The following is a 16,303-nucleotide window of genomic DNA, read 5'->3' as shown; positions in this document are numbered from 1 at the left end:
GGCGGGAGTGACGGGCTTTGGGCGGGAGCGGGTGATGGGTGTCGATCTCTTGAACGTCAAAGGCTTGAACGAGCTGGACCGCGAGGCGCCGGTCGTGATGGTCAATCTGATGCGGTTTCGCGCGCGGTCGCTCGACGGCGACGGCTCGGGCTGGGATGCCTATTTGCGCTACAGCGCGCTCACCGTCCCGATGATCAAGGCGCGCGGCGGCACGCTGTTGTGGACCGGCAGCGCCGAGACTGTCGCCCTCGGCGAGCCGGCCGGCCAGAGCTGGGATTATCTCGCGCTGGTCTACTACCCGAGCGTCGCCGCCTTCATCGACATGATGACCTCGGCCGACTACGAAGACCGCTGCGACCCGCATCGCCGCAACGGCTGCGAGGAGCACGTCATCATCGCGACGCGCGAGGCCTACAGCAAGTTCAAGATGGGGTAGCCGACGAGCCGGCTCCCATCCCGTCATTGCGAGCGTAGCGAAGCAATTCATTTCACTGCGTAGTGGAACGATGGATTGCTTCGTCGCTAACGCTCCTCGCAATGACGGTTGATGGACAGCGACCCTCAGGATGACGGGTTTGCGAGCGGCTGCAGCGCCGCGTGGCAGGCGCTCTGCACGACACGGCAGACATCATCGCTCGACCGCCCCGCGCTCAGCGAGGCGAAGGTCGGATAGCTCGTCAGCGCGAAGATCAGGTCGACCGCGTCGCTGCGGGCCTGCTGTGACGCGCTCTTGCCCGCGATGCGGTCGATCAATGCGGTGACGCCGCGGCGGCGGCGCTCGTTGCGCTCGCGCACGGCCTCGGCGAATTCGGGATCGGTCGCCATCGCGTCGTGCAGCCGGCCGACCGCGGAATCCCGACTCCAGAATCCGCAGAAGATCTCGACCATCCGGTCGAGCGCGGCGCGCGGATCGGCCATCGTCATGGCGTCGGCGAGCTGGTGCAGCCCGCCATGGCGCGCGATCTCGTCGAACACCGCCTCGAGCAGCCCGCGCCGCGAGCCGAACTGGTTGTAGACGGTCAGCCGGGTCACGCCGGCCGCCTTGGCCACCGTATCCAGCGAGAAGCGCGCGATGCTCTCGTCGCGCAATGTGCGCGAGGCGGCCTCGATCACGCGCTCGCGGGTCTCGGCGGCGGCGGCGCTGCGCGCCGGGCTCACATAGCTGCGCGGCGGCATCGGTTTGCCTTGCTTTCGTCAGATTGACTATACATTATGTATATCTAATTTCCAATGCCCATCCGGAGCGACATCATGCAGACCGCCCTCATCATAGCGCTGTCCCTTCACGTCCTGTCATCGGTGTTTTGGGCCGGCTCGAGCTTCACTCTGGCGCGCACCGGCGGCCTCGGCGGCGAAAAGCTGCTGTTTCCGCAAATCGGCGCCGCGACGGTCGCGATCGTGACCGGCGGCACGCTCTGGCGCCTGGTCCACGAAGGCTCGTTCGGGCTGTCGGAGCAGATTCTGGCGGGCGGCGCGATCGCGGCGCTGGCCGCGATCGCCGTGCAGGTCATCGTCGGCGGCGGCGCGGTCCGGCAGCTGCGCAGCAGCGCGGGCGATACCTCAGCCGCGCGCTCGCGCCTGGCGGTCGCCCAGCGCATCGCCGCCGGGCTGCTCGCGATCACCGCGCTCTGCATGGGCGCGGCGCGCTATGCGTGAGCCTGGAGCCTTTCCCGTTCCGGTAGAATCGCAACGGGGCTCTAAAGCGCGATGAGATTGGGTTGAATCATCATCGCGCTTTAGCTCCTTGTTTGAGCATGATCTTTTCGGAAAACCGCTTCGCACTTTTCCGGATCATGCTTTGGACTCTTGTTGTGACGCGTTTTCTTCACGCGAACCGGTATCCACTTCGCTCGAAAACGCTCTAGAACTTCCGCACCAGGTCCGGGGTGATCTCTTTCAGGCTGCGGATGCCGAGCAACGCGAGGTCGCGGTCGATCTCGGCATGCAGCAGCGAGATCGCGCGCGCCACGCCGGCCTCGCCGGCGACCACGGCGGCATAGAGGAACGGCCGCCCGACCCAGACGAAATCCGCACCGAGCGCCAGCGCCTTGATCACGTCGGTGCCGCGGCGGATGCCGCCGTCGACCATCACGGTCATGTTGCCCTTCTGCGCCGCGATCTCCGGCAGCGTGCGCAAGCCGGAGACGGTGTAGTCGAGCTGGCGGCCGCCATGGTTGGAGACCATGACGCCGTCGCAGCCATGCTCGCGCGCCAGCCGGGCGTCTTCCGGCGAGATCAGTCCTTTGACCACGAGCTTGCCGCGCCAGCGCTTGCGGATCAGCTCGACATGCTTCCAGGCCAGCTGGTCGCGGCTGCCGATGTTGCGCATCAAATTCTTGGACAGCACCGGCGGGCCCTGCTTGGCGTCCATGTTCTCGAAATGCGGCATGCCGTGGTTGAACACGGTGCGCGCCCAGGTGTTGAGCAGCCAGTCGGGATGGGTGATGGTGTCCCAGAACACCCGCGGCGTGATCTCGAGCGGCACCTGGAAGCCGTTGCGGATATTGTTCTCGCGGTTGGGCGGCACCGGCACGTCGGCGGTGACGACGAAGGTGTCGTAGCCGGCGGCTGCGACACGGTCGACCAGCGGCTCGATCCGCTCGGGAAGGCCGGCGAGATAGGCCTGGTACCAGGCCGAAGGATTGGCGGCGCGAACGTCCTCCAGCGTGATCAGCGAGGAGGCCGACAGGATCATCGGGATGTTGGCGGCAGAAGCGGCGCGCGTCAGCACGATGTCGCCGCGATAGGCGCAAAGCGCGGACGAGCCCATCGGCGGAATGCCGAACGGCGAGGCGTAGGTCTTGCCGAACAGCGTCGTCGTCTGGTCGCGGCCGGAGACGTCCTGCAGCACCCGCGGCACGAAGCCGTATTCCTCGAACGCCCGGCGATTGTCGGTGCGGGCCATATCGGTCTCGGCGCCGCCGGAGATGTAGCCGTAGAGGAATTTCGGCAGCAGCCGGCGCGCCTGCGGCTCGAAATCGTCGAGCGTGAGATAGCGCCGCAGATGCCGCGGTACGGCGGGTGCTGCGCGGTTGACGGTTACGGGAGGCGGAGAGGGGGCTGCGGTCCGGTCGTGCACGTTGAGCGTTTCCGTTGTTCTTGGTTCTTGGTCGGAAGGCCAGACTAGAGCATGATCCGGAAAAGTGGATACCGGTTTTCCGAAAAGATCATGCTCAAACAAAGAGATGAGATCATGATGCGATTCCATGGAAACGCATCATGATCTAGCGCCTGCCGGCGGGCCCGACAAATTTCTCGTTGAACTTGTTGACGGACTGGCTGACGTCGCTGAGCGTCTTGCGGGTCTCGGCGATCATGGCGCCGGATTTCTTGTCGAAGCTCTGGATCAGCTCGCGCAGCGAGATCACGGTCGGCAGTAGCTCGCCGCCATATTTGTCGCTGCCGAAGCTTTTCAGGAACTTGTCGGCCGAGTTCATCTTGGCGTCGACCGCGCTGATGCCGTCGTCGGCGGCGTCGATGAAGCCGGCGATCAGCTCGCCATTGCCGGACAGCGAGTTGGTGAAGTTCTCGAGCCCGAGCAGCGAGTCCTTGATGTCGGCCTCGTTCTCGCTGATGACGCGGTCGACATTGCGCAGCGCGACCCGCAGCTTCTCCTGGATCCCCATCGTGCCTTCGGCGTCGGCCGTCAGTTCGGGAATGCCGTCGGCGCCGAGCGTCGGCGGCGGCGCATCGTCGGTGCCGCCGGTGAAGGAGATCGAGGCGATCCCGGTCAGGCCCTGGAATTCGAGGCCGGCCTGGGTATCCTTCTTGATCGGGGCGTTGCCTTCGATCCGCGTCATCGCCACCACGCGGTGCCGGTCGAGCCTGATCGAGACCACCTCGCCGATCCGCACGCCGGCGAAGTTGACGCTGCCGCCGCGGCGCAGGCCGGAGGCCGAGCCCTCGAAGATGACGCGGAACGGCACCATCCGCTTGATGCCGGCATAGCGCTGATAGCCGAGCCAGCCGCCGAGCGAGCCGGCGATCAGGGCCAGCGTCAGGGTGCCGATCAAGAGATTGCTGGCGCGCGCCATGCGTAAAACCCGTCTGCGAAGCAGACCCTAGGAGATAGCGGATTTGCCGCCGATAGTCACCGCGCTCCGCGGGGGATCAGGCCGACTGCTTCCGCGACGCCGCGAACACGCCGGCCAGCACCAGCGCGAAGCCGATGAAGTGGAAGGCCTGCGGATGCTCGCCGATGAACACGATCGACATGATGGTGCCGAACACCGGAACCATGTGGAAGAACGGTGCGGCCCGGTTGGCGCCGATCAGCTGCACACCGCGGTTGAAGCACAGATAGGCCAGTGTCGAGGGGAACACCGCGACATAGAACAGCGACAGCAGGTTGTTGATCGTAAGCTGCATCACCGGACGCGTGCCGAGTTCCCAGATGTAGAGCGGGATCAGGACCAGCGCGCCGCAGCCGAAGGTGAAGGCGGCGACCGACAGGCCGTGGATCTTGGGCCGCTTCAGGGTCAGCACCGAATACAGCGCGAAGATCACCAATGCGACGATGAAGATCAGATCGCCCTTGTTGAACTCGATCTTCGACAGCGTCGTGAGATCACCGTGCAGCAGGATCACCAGCACGCCGGCGAGCGACAGCAGCACGCCGAACAATTGCGCCAGCGTCAGCCGTGCGCCGAGCAGGATCAGCGACCACAGCGCGACCACCAGCGGTGCCGCGGATTGCAGCAGCAGCGTGTTGAGCGCCTGGGTGTGCTCGAGCGCCCAGTATTGCAGCGTGTTGAAGGCGCTGATGCCGGTGATCGACATCAGCACCATGATGCCGAGATTGTTGCGGATCACCGGCCAGTCGCGGACGAGGTGCTTCCAGGCAAACGGCAGGATGATCAGGAATGCCGCCGACCAGCGCAGGAACGACAGCGTCACCGGCGGAATGTGGCCGGCGGCGAGGCGGCCGACGATCGCATTGCCGGCCCAGCACGTCGCGGTGATGCAGAGCAGCAGATAGGGCTGGTTGGCGATCCAGGAGCCGGCCGCAGGCGTTGATGTGGTGGAATCGGAGGCAGACATGAAGAGGGCCCGGGTTCACGACGCCGCGGCCTGCCCGGCTGGCACCGCCGGGCCGGTATGGATCTCCCCGGCTCGGATCACAGACACGGATTTCGTCATTCCATCAATGGGGATAGACGCATCGCGACCATGCGCGAAGGCCCCCTCACCAAGGCAGCCTGACGGCGCCTGGCCGGGCCAGCCCCGGGCCGGTCGCGCAGGGAATCGAACGCTTGGTCCTAGCCGGTCTCCGGCGGCGTGGTCTGGCGCTTGACGATCTGCTCGGCGAGCTCGATCAGGATCCGCTTGGTGTCGGGGTCCTGCACGTCGCGAAACACCCGCAGCATGCGCAGTTCGAGCAGGGACTGCAGCGATTCCGCTGTCTGGCCGGCTTGCGTCGGCACTGCCGTGACCGGCCGGCGATTGAGGATGTCGGCGGCGATTCCGAGCATCTCGGCGACCGTCGCCAGGCGACCGGTATCGATCTTCACCGTGCCGTCGACGCCGTTCTTTTGCAGGGAGGCCCCTGCGCACAGGATCTCGGCGAGATCCGCCTGCGACAGCCCGATGGCGCGCCAGCGCGCCTGCACCAATTGGTCGATCTGGTCGTCCTGTGATGTGCTCATGATGCGTTCAGACCATCTCCAGCTAGGTCCGTGGACAGCATTTCCGCTACAAAAGTTGGTAGCAAATGAACCGGCGGTTCGTCGCGATGGGACTTCTACGGATCAAGCGGCTGGACAACGGGTCCTGCCGTACCGGGCAACGTGCAGGATGATCCGCGCCTCGACGCCGGCCGGGCAGTCGCGCCGGACGGGCACCGGAGTGCGCACCCTGGTCTGGGATGCTCGCATCAGCGTCATCCGGCCACGGCCCTTATTATCAAGACCGTGCGCGAATGCAATCAGGGGGCGATCGGGAAGATGAACCCAACCGGATGTGTGACCGCGCCACATATCGCGGTGTCTGGTCCTGGCAGGGCGATGCGGTCGGCATGGCGGCAGCCCCGGGAGCGCCGCCATGGCTGCGCGGCGCCGCTCACAAATCGATGATTCCGAGCGCGATGCTCTTGGCCACCCCATGGGTCTTGTTGGATGCCTCGAGCTTGCGCAGCGCCTGCTTGATGAAGCCTTCCACCGTCTCCGGTGAAATGCCGAGGATCTGCGCGGTGTCGGCCACGGTCTTGCCGCGCGCCGCCCAGGCGATCACTTCCTTTTCCCGCCCGGTGAGCTTGATGGTTTCGGCGGCGTCCGCGGGCTTGAGGATGGTCGGCGCGTTGCGCTGGTCGCGGTTGACGATGTCCATCGCCCGCTGCACCCAGTAGATCATCAACAGATGCAGTTCATGGCGATGGCAGACGAACAGCTTGTCGAAGTCGCGCGGCTCGTCTTCCCAGAAGAACACCGTCGAGCTCGAATGCACCGCGCCGAGCCGGTCGCGATAGTGGAAGGGAACGACGAAGCCGTCCTTGAATCCGAACTCCCGGGCGGCATCCATCGTCTTGACCTCGGGCGGTCGCTTGCGTCCGCTTCGCTCCGGCAGCTTCAGGCTGCTCCAGCTGAACGGCGTGTTGGTACGTCGTGACCGCGCCAGCGCCGGATCGGCATGAACGAACTCGTTCTGCACATACGCTCGCTTCCAGGCATCGGGAAATGTGCCGATATGATAGGGCAGATCAAGGTCGGGCCGGCCGGCATCGACAAAGGCAAAGCCCGAGAAGCCGTAATTCTGGACAACGCGATGCAATGACGAGCTGAGCTCGTCGATGGTATCCGACGCCTCGATGGTCGAAATCGCGTCTACCAGGCCCATTGACGAAAACCCCCGGTTTTAGGGGGTACCACAGTTAACCCCTTTTGTTCCAGATGTTCCCGCATTTGGAGGAAGGGACAAATGCTTCATTCATTGGACGGCTACCACGCCCTCATTACCAGGGAAGAGCTTGATCCGGCGCATGTCGGGGCGATGTTGCGGCTGCGCAAGCGCCTGTTCGTCGACCATTGCGGCTGGCTTCTGACCACGGTCGGGGATGTCGAACGCGATCAGTTCGACTGCTGGTATACCGAGCACTGCCTGTTGTTCTCCGGCGTCGAGCTCGTCGGCGGCTTCCGGGCCATCCGCACCGATTATCCCTATCTCACCAGGTCGGTGTTCCCGCAGCTTGCGCTGCGTCGCTTTCCGAGCAGCCGCGACGCCTGGGAGATCAGCCGTTTCGGCGTGCTGCCGAACGTTGCGAGGTCGCAGGCCGCACGCGTGACCTACGCGCTGATGTTCCGCTTCGCCGAGCTGCGCGGAGCGAAGGCGCTGGTGGCGCTGGCCGACCTCTCCTATGAGCGTTTTCTCACCCGCATGGACATCCGCACCCGCCGCTACGGCCCGCCGCAGGTGATCGGCAATGATCGCATGGGCCGCCCGCTGACGGCGCTCGCCGGAGAAATTCCGCTCGGTCTCGCCGCCAATCCCGGCCTGACCAAATTCCTCGATCTTGGACGGCAATTGGAGATCCACGATGCTTCACATGTTCTCGGACGTTCGAGCATTCCAGCGTGATCCGCTGCGTCTGCTGCTGACGCGCGGCAACGAGTCCGCGCTGGGGCTGGTGCCGTTGCAGCTCGGTCCCGCGCCGGTGTTCCTGGTGAACGATCCGGATCTGCTGCGCCCGATTCTCAAGGCGCCGGAGACCGACATCGGAAAGGGCAAGCTGATCAAGAAGCTGACGCCGGTGCTCGGCCGCAGCTCGCTGATGCTGAGCGGCGAGGAGCACAAGCGGCGCCGAGCGGTGCTGCAGAAGCACATGGCCAAGGGCAGCGTCGAGAAATTCCTGCCGCATATGTGCGCCGAGATCCGCGCGGTCGGCGCCAGCCTGGCGCGGCTCGGATCGTTCGATCCGCACCATGTCACCGCGATGCTGGCGCTGCGGACGATCTGCGTCGCGATCTTCGGCTCCCAGGTGATGTCGTCCGGCGACGAGGAAGCCCTGGTTCAGGCGGTGGGCGCGATCGAGGACGATCTTGCGGAAGAGATGTTCCGCGCGTTGCCGTTCGGTCCGGTGGCCTGGTATCGGCGGCGCAAGAACCGGATCTGCGCCAAGCTTGCGATGTCGACGGTGGTGCAGCGCCTGCGCCGCAAGGCCGGCTCGAGCAGCGCGCTGCGCGATCTCGAGGCGCTCGGCCTGACCGATCGCGATCTCGAGGACGAGATCCTGACATTGCTGCTGGCCGGCCATCACACCACAGGTTCGACTGCGGCGTGGATGTTCTACCAGATGGCCACCAATCCCGCCCTGATGGACGAGATTGCCGACGAGGCGGCGGAGTGCCTCGGCGACGACGGCGAGCTGCGGCTCGAGGCGGTGAAGCGCGCCAATCTGAGCGCGACGTTGGTCAAGGAGGTCTGCCGGCTCTACCCCAGCGCCTGGTGGTTCTCGCGCGAGGTGATGCAGCCGGTGACGATCGGTGGGCGCGATCTCAAGGTCGGCACCTCGCTGTTGATCTGCCCCTGGCAGCTGCAGCGCGATGGCAGGCATTTCGAGGATCCGGACCGCTTCCTGCTGACGCGGCGCTACAACACCGACGCCTACATCCCGTTCGGCGCCGGTCCGCGCGCCTGCGCCGGGATGGGGGTTGCGATGCTCGAGCTGCAACTGCTCGCGCTCGAGATCGCCGCGGCCTATCGCTTCACCGGCGTCAGCCCGAATCCGGCGCCGTGGCCGAAAGCCTCGGTGACGCTGATTCCCCCGCCGATGACCATCGACATCGAAATCCGCGAGATGCGCCCGCGCATCCCGCATCTCGGCGACGAAGCCGAGCATCTGCCGTACATCCCAACCGTGGGTGCGGCGTCCATCAGCACACTACAATCGGTATCCCAATGACAACTCAGCTAACAACGGCCAGCGCCGGGCAAAGGGCCATGGATCAAGTGCAAATGCGCAGTTTGCGCGACGTCATCGCTGTCTTGATCGAGCAGCGCAGCATCGTGAGGGCGGCCGGCGCAAGCTTCGCCGCGCATCTGCTCGACCTCGCGATCATGCAGCTGCGGCTCAACGTCAACGATATTACGGCGGAGGAATTATCCGGTCTGTCCGACTTCGTCGGCGCGGAGTTCATGAGGGACAAATCCTCGCATTGATCGCGGCGACCGGTCTTCGGATCAGTCTTGCGCAGGATCGGTCTCGCGTAGGTTCAGTCCTGCGTCGCCACCAGCGGCTTCATCGTGGCGCCGGCGGCAAGCGCGGCGTCGTTCGGATCGATCTCGATCTGCAGGCCGCGCTGGCCGCCATTGACGAAGACCGTGACGTGGGTGAGGGCGGTCTCGTCGATCGCGGTCGGCACCTTCTTCTTCTGGCCGAACGGGCTGATGCCGCCGACATGATAGCCGGTCAGCCGCTCGGCATCGGCCGGGCGCATCATCCTGGCCGACTTGCCGCCGAGGGCGGCGGCAAGTTTCTTCATGCTGACCTCGCAGTCGGACGGCACCACGGCGCAGACCGGTTTGCCGTCGACCTCCGCCATCAGCGTCTTGAGCATGCGATTCGGGTCGACGCCGAGCGCCTCGGCCGCCTGCAGCCCGATGCTCTCGGCGCTGGAATCGTAGACATAGGTGTGAAGCTTGAAGGCAATGCCGAGCTTGCGCAGCGCCATCGTCGCTTGGGTGGAATTGGGCATGGACCCTGCCGGTTAATCTAGGTGAATGATCGCCGTAATAGGAGCTGCGATCAATCCACAGCAGATCCAGCGTCACGTTGCCGTAACATTAAATTCCCGCCAGCCCGGCGCAGCCGGGCGCAGCATGGAATTTAATGGGGATATCAAAGGGTTGTAGGTCGTCTAAAAGGCGTAAACGAGCCCCTTCTTGCTTGCGCAGCCGAGCCGCTTCCTTTATCCGGTAGGCGCCTTGCGTGCGCGCGGCCGGGCGCCGCGATTTAGGCTGGGCATATCAATGCAGGTCGCTGTGGGCGGACGCGTTTTCGCCGCGATCATGGTCTGAAACACCTGAAGGGAACATCTTCGCAATGGCCAATGTTGTCGTCGTCGGCGCCCAATGGGGTGACGAAGGGAAGGGCAAGATCGTCGACTGGCTGTCGGAACAGGCCGACATCGTCGTGCGCTTCCAGGGCGGCCACAATGCCGGCCATACGCTCGTGATCAATGGCGAGACCTACAAGCTGGCGCTGCTGCCCTCCGGCGTGCTGCGGGCGAACAAGCTCGCGGTGATCGGCAATGGCGTGGTGTTCGATCCGCAGGCCTTCCTCGACGAAGTCGCCAAGCTGAAGGGGCAGGGCGTCGCGGTCGGACCGGACAATCTGCGGATCGCCGAGAACGTCACGCTGATCCTGCCGCTGCATCGCGAGCTCGACGCCTTGCGCGAATCGTCCAACGCCATCACCTCGATCGGCACGACCCGCCGCGGCATCGGCCCGGCCTATGAGGACAAGGTCGGCCGCCGCGCCATCCGCCTGATGGATCTCGCCGACCTCGACACCCTGCCGCACAAGATCGAACGCCTGCTGGCGCATCACAATGCGCTGCGCCGCGGCCTCAACCTCGCGGAGATCGACGGCAAGAGCATCCTGAGCGAGCTGTCGGCGATGGCGCCGAAGCTATTGCCCTATGCCGAGACGGTGTGGCGGCTGCTGGACCTCAAGCGCCGCGAGGGCAAGCGCATCCTGTTCGAGGGCGCGCAGGGCGCGCTGCTCGACGTCGACCACGGCACCTATCCCTATGTGACGTCGTCCAACACGGTGGCGGCGCAGGCCGCGACCGGCACCGGCCTCGGCCCGGGCGCGGTCGGCTATGTGCTGGGCATCTGCAAGGCCTACACCACCCGGGTCGGCCAGGGTCCGTTCCCGACCGAGCTGAACGACGAGATCGGCGAGGAAATCGGCCGTCGCGGCAAGGAATTCGGCGTCAATACCGGGCGCAAGCGCCGGGTCGGCTGGTTCGATGCCATGCTGGTGCGACAGACTGTCCGCACCTGCGGAATTGCCGGGCTGGCGCTGACCAAGCTCGATATTCTCGACGGGTTCGACAGCATCAAGGTCTGCATCGGCTACAAGCTCGACGGCAAGGAAATCGACCATCTGCCGGCGGGCGAGGGCGCGCAGGCCCGGGTCGAGCCGATCTATGAGATCATCGAGGGCTGGAAACAGCCGACCGCCAATGCGCGGTCCTGGGCGGACCTGCCGGCCCAGGCCATCAAGTACGTTCGCCGGGTCGAGGAACTGGTGGGGTGTCCGATCGCCCTGCTGTCCACCAGCCCGGAGCGTGAAGATACTATTCTGGTACAGAATCCGTTCGAGGCTTAACGGGATATTACCTATATCCCTCCAATTGTGTGGAAATGGCTGACTACTACCCGCTGATCGCCCGTGCCATCGCCGGATTGGACCCCAACGCCCCCGGCGAAGCCCGCCGTGCGCTGTATGCGCGGGCGCGAACGGCGTTGATCCAGCAGCTCCGCGGCGTGCAGCCGCCGCTCTCCGAGTCCGAGATCACCCGCGAACGGCTGTCGCTGGAAGAGGCGGTTCGCAAGGTCGAGTCCGAGGCCGCGCAGCGCGCCCGCGAGGCCTCGCGTCCCGGTGGCGCTGCCGCTGTCCGCGGCAGCCGCGCCAATGCCCGGCCGCCCGAGCCCGGTCCCGCCGACACTGCCGCGCGCCCGCGGCCCCCGGCCGAACCCCGTCCGCCGCGCAATCTGCGCCCCGACGCGCCGCCGCCGGCCCCGCCGCGGCCGCAAAACCCGCCGGTCCCGCCCGAGACCCAGGCGCCGCCGGCCCGGCCGGGCCCGCCCCGCCGCGGTCCGGAAGGCGCGCCGCCGCCGGTGCCGCCGGCCGCGCCGGGCGTGCGCGGCTTCCGCGACATCACCGCCGATGCTGACGATCTCGGCCGTGCCGCGGCGCAAGCCAGCCGCAACGCGCGCAAGACCTACGCCAACGTGCCGTCGCCCTCGCCGGAATTCGATCGGCTCGAGCCGAGCCTTGAGAATCGCGGCGGCGATCCCGAGGCGCCGTATTCCTACGACGAGTCGATCGAGGAGGCCGAGCGCTACACCCCGCAGCCGCCGCAAGGTCCGCCGCCGCAGCGGTCGCGGGCCGGCAACGGCGAGCGCGAGCCGAAGAAGCCGCCGCGCGTCGGGTCGATGTTCCCGTTCAAGACCGCGATCGTGATCGGCATCCTGCTGATCCTGGTCGGCACCGGCATCCTGTTCCGGCAGCAGGCCATGACCCTTGTCAGCAGCCTGTTCAAATCCTCGGCCCCGGTCGAGGCGCCGAAGGATGCCGCGTCGACGCCTGCGAGCAAGAAGATCACCGACCGCGTCGGCCAGCCCTCGTCGTCGGGCGAGACGGTCGCCCCGGTGGCGCAGCGCGTGGTGCTGTATGACGAAGACCCGTCGGATCCGAAGGGCAAGCAGTATGTCGGTTCGGTGGTCTGGCGCACCGAGCAGGTCAAGGGATCGGGCAACCAGAAGCCCGACATCGCCGTGCGCGCCGACATCGACATTCCCGATCGCAAGTTCAAGATGACGATGTCGTTCCGCCGCAACACCGATTCATCGCTGCCGGCGAGCCATACCGCGGAATTGACCTTCATCCTGCCGCAGGACTTCGCCAATGGCGGCGTCGGCAACGTGCCGGGCATCCTGATGAAGTCCAACGAGCAGGCGCGCGGCACGCCGCTGGCCGGGCTCGCGGTCAAGGTCACCGACGGCTTCTTCCTGGTCGGCCTTTCCAATGTCGACGCCGACCGCTCGCGCAATCTGCAACTCTTGAAGGAGCGCTCGTGGTTCGACGTGCCGCTGGTCTACACCAACCAGCGCCGCGCCATCATCGCGATCGAAAAGGGCGCCCCCGGCGAGCGAGCCTTCAACGAGGCGTTCGCGGCGTGGGGTGAGTAGCGGCCCTAGCTCTCGCCCCGGTCGCCAGCAATGTCGTCGCCCGGCTTCGTCCGGGCGATTCCGTATCGCAGCAAGATCAGCGGCTGTTGCAGCGCATCGACGTGCAGAGCTCCGGAACATCGCCGCGACTTTCGATTTTTCCCTAGAACCGTCGCGCGACCGCGTTACACTTGGTTGACGTCGGGCAAGGGCACGCCATGAAACGCTATCTGATCTTCGCAGCCATCGGGCCGTTCATCGGCGGCTTCCTGCTGCTGCTCATGACCACCTATCAGTCCGGCTACTGGACCGAGACCAGCGGCGGCGAGGTGACCAAGCTGCTCGTCGTGTTCGTGAAGTCGCTGCAATACAATTATCTGTTCGGCATCGTGCCGTCGCTGATGTTCGGTGCGATCGACGACATCCTGATGCATGTGAGGCGGATCGCGCCGGTGGTGCGGATGCTGCTCGTTGGTGCGGTGGCGTTCGTCGGCGCGGCGTTGACCTACGCCTCGCACGGCTCCGAAAGCGGCGCGGTGCAGTTCATCCTGTACGGAATGGTCGGCTTCATCCCGGGCGTGATCACGTCCTGGCTGGCGCACAAATATGCCGAAGAGCTGCACGCGCCGGCGCAGCCGGCTTCCCAGCATTAGGGCAGGTGCTCAGTACCAAGGGAAAAGCAGAAGTCGCGTTCGGCGACTTCTGACCCAACCGCGAAATGAGCACGTCGCGATCGGACAAGGGCCGCGCTCAACGCCCGGCGCGGAATAGATCGCCCCTTGCAGTAATCGTATCAGCGCGCGAGACGCCGGAGGTCCGGCTACCTTCACACAACTGTCACATCATCGTCATGCAAACGTAGTCCCAATGTCATGTCCGCGTTCGTCCTCGCGACCCGCGGCCGCCCGGGGCAGTGGCGATGCCGATCCCGGGCCTGCTCCATTCTGTGTTCGCGCATTTATTTCAGCCGTTGCTGCAGACGACCGGGACGTACGGGATCTGCGTTTCGGATTCGGGGAAAGGAATTTCGAGTGGCAGATGCAAGCTTCAGCCTTCTGACGGGCAACAGTATCGAAACGCGCCTGGTCCGAGCCGGCGGCATTATTTTTCGCGAGGGGGAGCAGGCCAACGAGCTCTTCGTGATCAAGAGCGGCTATGTGCGCATTCAGGTCGGCAACAAGACCATGGCGGACCTCGCGCCTGACACGATCTTTGGCGAGATGGCGTTGATCGACAATGGGCCAAGGAGTGCGACCGCCACGGCGCTCACGGATGTCGAACTCGTCCCGGTCTCGGAAAAGCAGTTTCTCTTCCTCGTGAGCCAGACGCCGCATTTTGCCCTGAAGGTGATGAGGACGCTGGCGCAGCGGCTCAGAACGATGAACAAGGGCGTCTACTGAAGCGAGCACGGCAGAGCGTCGAGGTAACAGGCCTTGAAGGTGACACAGTGGTAATGTGACGCAACTTGAACCGCCTGCCTGCGTTACCATGTGATGGCCATGACCGAGGACGACATCTTCACGCCCCACGCCGCGCGATCGCGGCCGCCCTTTGGCGGCGCGCAGGCGCGCGGCAAGGTCATCGACCAGGACGGGCGCGAGCTCGCCGATGGCCCGCTGCATCCGCAGTTCCAAGGTTTTCAGGAAGGCTTTCAGTTCGACTTCCGCAACTCCACCGCCAACCCGTTCGGCAATCTGACTCGCGAGCAGCGGCTGCAGCGGCTGGAGTCGATCGCAAAGTTGCTCGACGTCGCCTTCATCGTGCCGGGCACCAATGTGCGCTACGGCATCGACGGGCTGATCGGCCTGATCCCGGTGGTCGGCGATATCATCACCACCGCGATCTCGCTATGGCTGGTGCGCGAGGCCCGGTTGCTGGGCGCGCCCTGGCACATCACTGCGCGGATGCTCGCCAACGTCGCCGTCGACGGCGTGATCGGCATGGTGCCGGTGGCGGGCGATGCCTTCGACGTCATGTTCCGCGCCAATATCCGCAATGTGCGGATGCTGCGGCGCTGGCTCGACAAGCAGCCGAGATTGTGACCCTCAAAAACAAAAGCCCCCGGATCGATCCGAGGGCTTTTCGTTGAGCGAAGAGCAGAAAGCTTATGCGGCGTCAGCGTCGGTCTGGCTGGCGGCCGGGCGCGGACGACGCGGCAGCGGGAAGGCCTCGCTCTCATAGAGCGAGCGGATGCCGTTCTGGTCGAAACGGGCTTCCTCGACCTGGAGATAGGCGCCGTTCAGCGAGTCCGCCGGCAGCTGCTCCATCGCGAACTGCACGGCCTCGGCAGCGGTGCCGAAACGGCGGTAGGCGAAACCCGCCCGCTTCTTCTTGCGGATCGCGGCGGGGAACAGTTCGGCGGATGTGTTATAGTTGAACGGACGCAGGGGACGCATGGTCGACGACCTCTTGTGTTCTTTTCAGTTGGCGTTGCGAAAGGGATTTTGGGGGACGGCGGCCTATTATCGGCGGCGCGCCGTACATGTCATTTCGACCCCTAATATAGGCCTCTTTGACAAAAATGCGACCCCAGAAGAGCCCCTGACAGGGCACATGCTGAATCCGCGCATAGCACCGGCACCGGCCAGATAAGTCATTTTGTTTCAATGACTTACGGCTCTCAAATCTTGTCGAGCCAGGCCAGGATCGCGACCACGATCAAAATCACCCCGAAAAGGCCCATTCCGGAGTGGCCGAGGCCATAGCCATAGCCGCGAATTCGGCCGCTATAGCCGCCCAGCAGGATAATCAGCAAAAGGATGATGAGGATCAGTCCAAGCGACATGGCGCCCTCCTCAGAACAGGCGGCAGCCGCACGGCGAGACGCCTACGGCCCCGCGAACACCGAGCAAAGCACATTCCGGCCTGCGAGTCGTTAAGGCCGTTTGCCGATCCACGAGGATGTTGCTGGGGCCGGAGCCAAAACAAAGCCCCACGCGACCGGCCTGTTGGTCGCGTGGGGCGCGGCGTGGTGGGCGCCGTCACTTCTTCTCGTCGAGCTTCAGCGCCGCCGAGTTGATGCAGTAGCGCAGGCCGGTCGGGCCGGGGCCATCGTTGAAGACGTGGCCGAGATGGCCGTCGCATTTCGAGCACAGCACCTCGGTGCGGATCATGCCGTGGCTCATGTCGCGCTCCTCGTCGACATGGCTCTCGACCGCGGGCTTGGAGAAGCTCGGCCAGCCGCAGCCGGAATCGAACTTCTGGTCGGATTCGAACAGCGTCTGCCCGCAGCCGGCACAGACATAGGTGCCCTTGCGGGGATCATGCTCGTATTCGCCGGTGAAGGGCCGCTCGGTCGCTTTCTCGCGCAGCACGGCGTACTGCATCGGCGTCAATTCCTTGCGCCACTCGGCCTCGCTCTTGCGGACCTTGCCGTCGGTCTTGGTATCGGACATTCAACCTCCTTTGCGAG

Annotated in this window: 20 protein-coding genes; 10 read left to right on the top strand and 10 right to left on the bottom strand. The window is 65.1% G+C overall.

From position 1 onward, the window contains the following. The first annotated feature begins 34 nt into the window (after nucleotides 1–34). Nucleotides 35–436 (top strand): DUF1330 domain-containing protein, encoded by a 402-nt coding sequence (locus ACVMDN_RS31585; protein WP_076829959.1) that lies wholly within the window; start codon nucleotides 35–37, stop codon nucleotides 434–436. Between the two features lie 125 nt (nucleotides 437–561). On the opposite strand, the gene ACVMDN_RS31580 is transcribed toward ACVMDN_RS31585, so the two are convergent. After that, nucleotides 562–1,176 carry a TetR/AcrR family transcriptional regulator gene (locus ACVMDN_RS31580; RefSeq protein ID WP_076829962.1) on the bottom strand — a complete coding sequence of 205 codons (615 nt, stop codon included), beginning with the start codon at nucleotides 1,174–1,176 and terminating at the stop codon, nucleotides 562–564. Nucleotides 1,177–1,251: 75 nt separating this feature from the next. Here ACVMDN_RS31580 and ACVMDN_RS31575 point away from each other — a divergent pair, with 75 nt between their 5' ends. Next, the gene (locus ACVMDN_RS31575) at nucleotides 1,252–1,656 is read left to right on the top strand and encodes a hypothetical protein (RefSeq protein WP_076830096.1); all 405 of its coding nucleotides are present in this window, start codon (nucleotides 1,252–1,254) and stop codon (nucleotides 1,654–1,656) included. Between the two features lie 205 nt (nucleotides 1,657–1,861). Here the strand turns inward: ACVMDN_RS31575 and ACVMDN_RS31570 are convergent, their stop codons facing one another. The 5 genes from ACVMDN_RS31570 to ACVMDN_RS31550 form a co-directional block, all read right to left on the bottom strand. Continuing rightward, nucleotides 1,862–3,079, bottom strand: coding sequence for an alpha-hydroxy acid oxidase (locus ACVMDN_RS31570; protein ID WP_307720399.1), 1,218 nt, complete (start codon nucleotides 3,077–3,079; stop codon nucleotides 1,862–1,864). Between the two features lie 145 nt (nucleotides 3,080–3,224). Beyond that, nucleotides 3,225–4,034 (bottom strand): MlaD family protein, encoded by an 810-nt coding sequence (locus ACVMDN_RS31565; RefSeq protein WP_057015610.1) that lies wholly within the window; start codon nucleotides 4,032–4,034, stop codon nucleotides 3,225–3,227. Between the two features lie 76 nt (nucleotides 4,035–4,110). Continuing rightward, the gene (locus ACVMDN_RS31560; RefSeq protein ID WP_057015611.1) at nucleotides 4,111–5,040 is read right to left on the bottom strand and encodes a DMT family transporter; all 930 of its coding nucleotides are present in this window, start codon (nucleotides 5,038–5,040) and stop codon (nucleotides 4,111–4,113) included. Nucleotides 5,041–5,258: 218 nt separating this feature from the next. Further along, on the bottom strand, nucleotides 5,259–5,645 hold the full coding sequence (locus tag ACVMDN_RS31555) for a hypothetical protein (protein WP_076829965.1): 387 nt from the start codon (nucleotides 5,643–5,645) through the stop codon (nucleotides 5,259–5,261). 412 nt (nucleotides 5,646–6,057) lie between these two features. Then, on the bottom strand, nucleotides 6,058–6,831 hold the full coding sequence (locus ACVMDN_RS31550; RefSeq protein ID WP_016842683.1) for a helix-turn-helix transcriptional regulator: 774 nt from the start codon (nucleotides 6,829–6,831) through the stop codon (nucleotides 6,058–6,060). Nucleotides 6,832–6,912: 81 nt separating this feature from the next. On the opposite strand from ACVMDN_RS31550, the gene ACVMDN_RS31545 reads away from it, so the two are divergent. Genes ACVMDN_RS31545 through ACVMDN_RS31535 form a run of 3 tightly spaced genes read left to right on the top strand, consistent with a single transcriptional unit; the run spans nucleotide 6,913 to nucleotide 9,150 of the window. Next, on the top strand, nucleotides 6,913–7,569 hold the full coding sequence (locus tag ACVMDN_RS31545) for an acyl-homoserine-lactone synthase (RefSeq protein ID WP_076829968.1): 657 nt from the start codon (nucleotides 6,913–6,915) through the stop codon (nucleotides 7,567–7,569). Beyond that, nucleotides 7,529–8,893 (top strand): cytochrome P450, encoded by a 1,365-nt coding sequence (locus ACVMDN_RS31540; RefSeq protein ID WP_246786783.1) that lies wholly within the window; start codon nucleotides 7,529–7,531, stop codon nucleotides 8,891–8,893. The genes ACVMDN_RS31545 and ACVMDN_RS31540 overlap by 41 nt, the downstream gene beginning before the upstream one ends. A 53-nt stretch (nucleotides 8,894–8,946) precedes the next feature. Next, nucleotides 8,947–9,150: a hypothetical protein gene (locus ACVMDN_RS31535; RefSeq protein WP_244558900.1), complete on the top strand. Its 204-nt coding sequence runs from the start codon at nucleotides 8,947–8,949 to the stop codon at nucleotides 9,148–9,150. Nucleotides 9,151–9,203: 53 nt separating this feature from the next. On the opposite strand, the gene ybaK is transcribed toward ACVMDN_RS31535, so the two are convergent. After that, on the bottom strand, nucleotides 9,204–9,686 hold the full coding sequence (gene ybaK / locus ACVMDN_RS31530) for a Cys-tRNA(Pro) deacylase (RefSeq protein ID WP_076829980.1): 483 nt from the start codon (nucleotides 9,684–9,686) through the stop codon (nucleotides 9,204–9,206). A gap of 347 nt (nucleotides 9,687–10,033) precedes the next feature. Here ybaK and ACVMDN_RS31525 point away from each other — a divergent pair, with 347 nt between their 5' ends. The 5 genes from ACVMDN_RS31525 to ACVMDN_RS31505 all read left to right on the top strand — a co-directional run bounded on the left by ACVMDN_RS31525 (nucleotide 10,034) and on the right by ACVMDN_RS31505 (nucleotide 14,933). After that, nucleotides 10,034–11,326, top strand: a complete 1,293-nt coding sequence (locus ACVMDN_RS31525; protein WP_076829982.1) for an adenylosuccinate synthase — start codon at nucleotides 10,034–10,036, stop codon at nucleotides 11,324–11,326. 35 nt (nucleotides 11,327–11,361) lie between these two features. Continuing rightward, entirely contained in the window at nucleotides 11,362–12,912 is a 1,551-nt protein-coding gene (locus ACVMDN_RS31520; RefSeq protein WP_456782586.1) for a hypothetical protein, read from the top strand. Between the two features lie 197 nt (nucleotides 12,913–13,109). Then, the gene (locus ACVMDN_RS31515; RefSeq protein ID WP_028343492.1) at nucleotides 13,110–13,544 is read left to right on the top strand and encodes a DUF5413 family protein; all 435 of its coding nucleotides are present in this window, start codon (nucleotides 13,110–13,112) and stop codon (nucleotides 13,542–13,544) included. Nucleotides 13,545–13,922: 378 nt separating this feature from the next. Then, complete coding sequence (locus ACVMDN_RS31510) at nucleotides 13,923–14,291, top strand: Crp/Fnr family transcriptional regulator (protein WP_244558901.1); 369 nt, start codon at nucleotides 13,923–13,925, stop codon at nucleotides 14,289–14,291. Between the two features lie 93 nt (nucleotides 14,292–14,384). After that, on the top strand, nucleotides 14,385–14,933 hold the full coding sequence (locus tag ACVMDN_RS31505; protein ID WP_076829988.1) for a DUF4112 domain-containing protein: 549 nt from the start codon (nucleotides 14,385–14,387) through the stop codon (nucleotides 14,931–14,933). A 63-nt stretch (nucleotides 14,934–14,996) separates the two neighbouring features. On the opposite strand, the gene ACVMDN_RS31500 is transcribed toward ACVMDN_RS31505, so the two are convergent. The 3 genes from ACVMDN_RS31500 to msrB all read right to left on the bottom strand — a co-directional run bounded on the left by ACVMDN_RS31500 (nucleotide 14,997) and on the right by msrB (nucleotide 16,286). Beyond that, complete coding sequence (locus ACVMDN_RS31500) at nucleotides 14,997–15,287, bottom strand: hypothetical protein (protein WP_016844322.1); 291 nt, start codon at nucleotides 15,285–15,287, stop codon at nucleotides 14,997–14,999. Between the two features lie 224 nt (nucleotides 15,288–15,511). Beyond that, a complete protein-coding gene (locus tag ACVMDN_RS31495; protein WP_016844323.1) occupies nucleotides 15,512–15,676 on the bottom strand; it encodes a DUF3309 family protein in 165 nt (54 codons plus the stop codon). A 196-nt stretch (nucleotides 15,677–15,872) separates the two neighbouring features. Continuing rightward, nucleotides 15,873–16,286 carry a peptide-methionine (R)-S-oxide reductase MsrB gene (gene msrB / locus ACVMDN_RS31490; protein ID WP_057017314.1) on the bottom strand — a complete coding sequence of 138 codons (414 nt, stop codon included), beginning with the start codon at nucleotides 16,284–16,286 and terminating at the stop codon, nucleotides 15,873–15,875. Nucleotides 16,287–16,303 lie beyond the last annotated feature (17 nt).

It is taken from the genome of Bradyrhizobium sp. USDA 4510 (genome assembly GCF_054059095.1).
This window is presented reverse-complemented; position numbering and strand designations above follow the sequence as displayed.

Excerpts from the sequence above, each read along its gene's own strand:
- ACVMDN_RS31585 (WP_076829959.1), top strand. The coding sequence starts at position 35 with ATGGGTGTCGATCTCTTGAACGTCAAAGGCTTGAACGAGCTGGACCGC.
- ACVMDN_RS31580 (WP_076829962.1), bottom strand. The coding sequence starts at position 1,176 with ATGCCGCCGCGCAGCTATGTGAGCCCGGCGCGCAGCGCCGCCGCCGCC.
- ACVMDN_RS31575 (WP_076830096.1), top strand. The coding sequence starts at position 1,252 with ATGCAGACCGCCCTCATCATAGCGCTGTCCCTTCACGTCCTGTCATCG.
- ACVMDN_RS31565 (WP_057015610.1), bottom strand. The coding sequence starts at position 4,034 with ATGGCGCGCGCCAGCAATCTCTTGATCGGCACCCTGACGCTGGCCCTG.
- ACVMDN_RS31560 (WP_057015611.1), bottom strand. The coding sequence starts at position 5,040 with ATGTCTGCCTCCGATTCCACCACATCAACGCCTGCGGCCGGCTCCTGG.
- ACVMDN_RS31555 (WP_076829965.1), bottom strand. The coding sequence starts at position 5,645 with ATGAGCACATCACAGGACGACCAGATCGACCAATTGGTGCAGGCGCGC.
- ACVMDN_RS31550 (WP_016842683.1), bottom strand. The coding sequence starts at position 6,831 with ATGGGCCTGGTAGACGCGATTTCGACCATCGAGGCGTCGGATACCATC.
- ACVMDN_RS31545 (WP_076829968.1), top strand. The coding sequence starts at position 6,913 with ATGCTTCATTCATTGGACGGCTACCACGCCCTCATTACCAGGGAAGAG.
- ACVMDN_RS31540 (WP_246786783.1), top strand. The coding sequence starts at position 7,529 with ATGCTTCACATGTTCTCGGACGTTCGAGCATTCCAGCGTGATCCGCTG.
- ACVMDN_RS31535 (WP_244558900.1), top strand. The coding sequence starts at position 8,947 with ATGCGCAGTTTGCGCGACGTCATCGCTGTCTTGATCGAGCAGCGCAGC.
- ybaK (WP_076829980.1), bottom strand. The coding sequence starts at position 9,686 with ATGCCCAATTCCACCCAAGCGACGATGGCGCTGCGCAAGCTCGGCATT.
- ACVMDN_RS31525 (WP_076829982.1), top strand. The coding sequence starts at position 10,034 with ATGGCCAATGTTGTCGTCGTCGGCGCCCAATGGGGTGACGAAGGGAAG.
- ACVMDN_RS31520 (WP_456782586.1), top strand. The coding sequence starts at position 11,362 with ATGGCTGACTACTACCCGCTGATCGCCCGTGCCATCGCCGGATTGGAC.
- ACVMDN_RS31515 (WP_028343492.1), top strand. The coding sequence starts at position 13,110 with ATGAAACGCTATCTGATCTTCGCAGCCATCGGGCCGTTCATCGGCGGC.
- ACVMDN_RS31505 (WP_076829988.1), top strand. The coding sequence starts at position 14,385 with ATGGCCATGACCGAGGACGACATCTTCACGCCCCACGCCGCGCGATCG.
- ACVMDN_RS31500 (WP_016844322.1), bottom strand. The coding sequence starts at position 15,287 with ATGCGTCCCCTGCGTCCGTTCAACTATAACACATCCGCCGAACTGTTC.
- ACVMDN_RS31495 (WP_016844323.1), bottom strand. The coding sequence starts at position 15,676 with ATGTCGCTTGGACTGATCCTCATCATCCTTTTGCTGATTATCCTGCTG.
- msrB (WP_057017314.1), bottom strand. The coding sequence starts at position 16,286 with ATGTCCGATACCAAGACCGACGGCAAGGTCCGCAAGAGCGAGGCCGAG.